This is a genomic window from Pseudomonas fluorescens, from assembly GCF_902497625.1.
Taxonomy (GTDB): Bacteria; Pseudomonadota; Gammaproteobacteria; order Pseudomonadales; family Pseudomonadaceae; genus Aquipseudomonas; species Aquipseudomonas fluorescens_BQ.
This window is the reverse complement of sequence record NZ_CABVGX010000085.1, coordinates 1-1,961: the sequence shown is the minus strand read 5'-3', so window position 1 is coordinate 1,961 and position 1,961 is coordinate 1. Positions and strand designations below refer to the sequence as shown.

Annotated in this window: 2 protein-coding genes; one reads left to right on the top strand and one right to left on the bottom strand. The window is 63.4% G+C overall.

The window, feature by feature from the left end; translation table 11 throughout:
- A partial coding sequence (locus F8N12_RS27030; protein WP_150583102.1) for a LysR substrate-binding domain-containing protein occupies positions 1–668 on the top strand: 668 nt, incomplete at its 5' end.
- 67 nt (positions 669–735) lie between these two features.
- Here F8N12_RS27030 and F8N12_RS27025 read toward each other — a convergent pair.
- The gene (locus tag F8N12_RS27025; RefSeq protein WP_412072165.1) at positions 736–1,899 is read right to left on the bottom strand and encodes a methyl-accepting chemotaxis protein; all 1,164 of its coding nucleotides are present in this window, start codon (positions 1,897–1,899) and stop codon (positions 736–738) included.
- Positions 1,900–1,961: the final 62 nt, after the last annotated feature.

Genomic DNA, 1,961 nt, shown 5'->3' with positions numbered 1-1,961 from the left:
TCGCGCTGCAAACCGCCGAACTGTTGCAGCTGCATGACCGCCTGCTGGCCGGCTTCACCGCGCCGGTCGCCAGTGGGCGGATCCGACTGGGGATTTCCGAGGAATATGCCGCCGCCGTGCTCGGCAGCACGCTGCCCCATCTCAGCGCAGATTTTCCAGGCATCGAGCTGGAAGTGGAAACCGGTAACAGTGGTCGCTTGAGCGCACGCCTGGAGCGTGGGCAGCTGGATATGGCGTTGCTGGTCGAGCCCATTGACGTGCCGGCACCGGTGGGGCGTTGCGTGAAGTCCTTTGGGGTAACCGAGCCCGTCTGGGTCGCGGCGCACGACTACGCGCTGGACCCGGGCAAGCCGGTGCCGTTAGCGTTGCACAGTAAAGGCTGCCCGTATCGCGCCGTGGCTATCGATAACCTGTCGCGGCTGGGTCGACGCTGGCGCACGGTGATCATCAGTGCGGGCGTCAGCGCGCTGGACGCGGCCATTGAGGCCGGCTTGGCGATCGGCATCGTCGACCGCGCCCGGGTCAGTGAAAGCATGCGCGTGCTGGCGCCGGCAGACGGGTTTCCCGAACTGCCTGTGCACGAACTGCGTCTGATGTCAGCGCCCGGGGAGTTGAGCGCGGCGGCTGAAGTACTGGTGGGATTGATTGGCCATGATTTTCATCAGTGAACCGAAAATCCACCGCCCCCTTGTAGCAGCTGGCGAAGCCTGCGTCCGGCTGCTACAGAACCTGCGACTAACGGTTGAACCGCTCCACCAGCGAGTACTGGGTTTTCGCGGTCTGCGTCAGTTCGGTGCTCAGTTGCGCCGAGTGCCTGGCCTGTTCAGATGTCTGATCCGCCAGATGCGCGATGGTGGTGATGTTGCGGCTGATTTCCTCAGCGACCGCCGTTTGCTCTTCAGTCGCGGCGGCGATCTGGGTGGTCATGTCGGTAATGTTCGCTACGGCTTCACTGATGCCTACCAGGGCCTTATCGGCCTCCAGCACCCAGGCCACCCCTTCCTCCGCCTGCCGGTGGCCGCTTTCCATAGTCTTCACCGCGTTGCTGGAAGACACCTGCAGTTTGGAAATCAGGCCGTGGATCTGTGCTGTAGACTCGGTGGTGCGTTGGGCCAGCTGGCGCACCTCATCCGCCACCACCGCAAAGCCGCGGCCCATATCACCCGCGCGAGCAGCTTCGATGGCGGCGTTCAGCGCAAGCAGGTTGGTCTGGTCGGCAATGCCTTTGATAACGTCGACCACTGTGCCGATTTCATTGCTGTCCCTGGCCAGTTGCGCAACGGTCAACCCTGTCTCGCCCACCACCACGGAGAGGCGCTGGATCGACTCGCGGGTATCGCGTGCGACGTCGCGTCCGCGGGCAGTCAGCACATTGGCTTCCTGCGTCGCATCGGCCGTGCGCTGGACGTGACTGGCGACTTCTTGTGTAGTTGCCGCCATCTGATTCACTGCTGCCGAGACCTGTTCGGTTTCGACGCGCTGACGATCCAGTCCCCGTGAACTGTCGGCAGCCAGACCGTCGGATTTGCCGGCCAGGCTGGTCAGTTGCTCGGCCGTGTCCTGAAGGCGCGTGAGGCAGGTCTTGAGCCGCGAGGCCTGACTGACGAACGCCGTTTCCAGACGAGCCTGAGGGCCGCGCTCATCACTGTACATTTTGCCGAGGAGGGCGTCGCAGGTTGAAGATTCAGCCAGCTCCAGCAGTTTGAGCGCGCCGCGATTCTGTCGGCGAGAAATGAACAAGCCGATCGGGACCGAAGCTGCAATTGTCAGGAGTGTCGCTTCAGTGGGACCCAGCCAGACACCGCTTGCGGTGCCGACGAGCCCCATTGTCAGCACTGGCAGCCAGGCGAGCAGCGCCGGTTGCCATTGATCGCTGACGGGAACGGCCGCCTTGCCCATGCTGATCCGCTTGTAAAGTGCTTCGGCGCGATGGATCTGTTCGGCAGTCGGTTTGACCCGCA

Bases quoted from the DNA above. Each gene is read 5' to 3' on its own strand.
- F8N12_RS27025 (WP_412072165.1), bottom strand. From the start codon at position 1,899: ATGGGCAAGGCGGCCGTTCCCGTCAGCGATCAATGGCAACCGGCGCTG.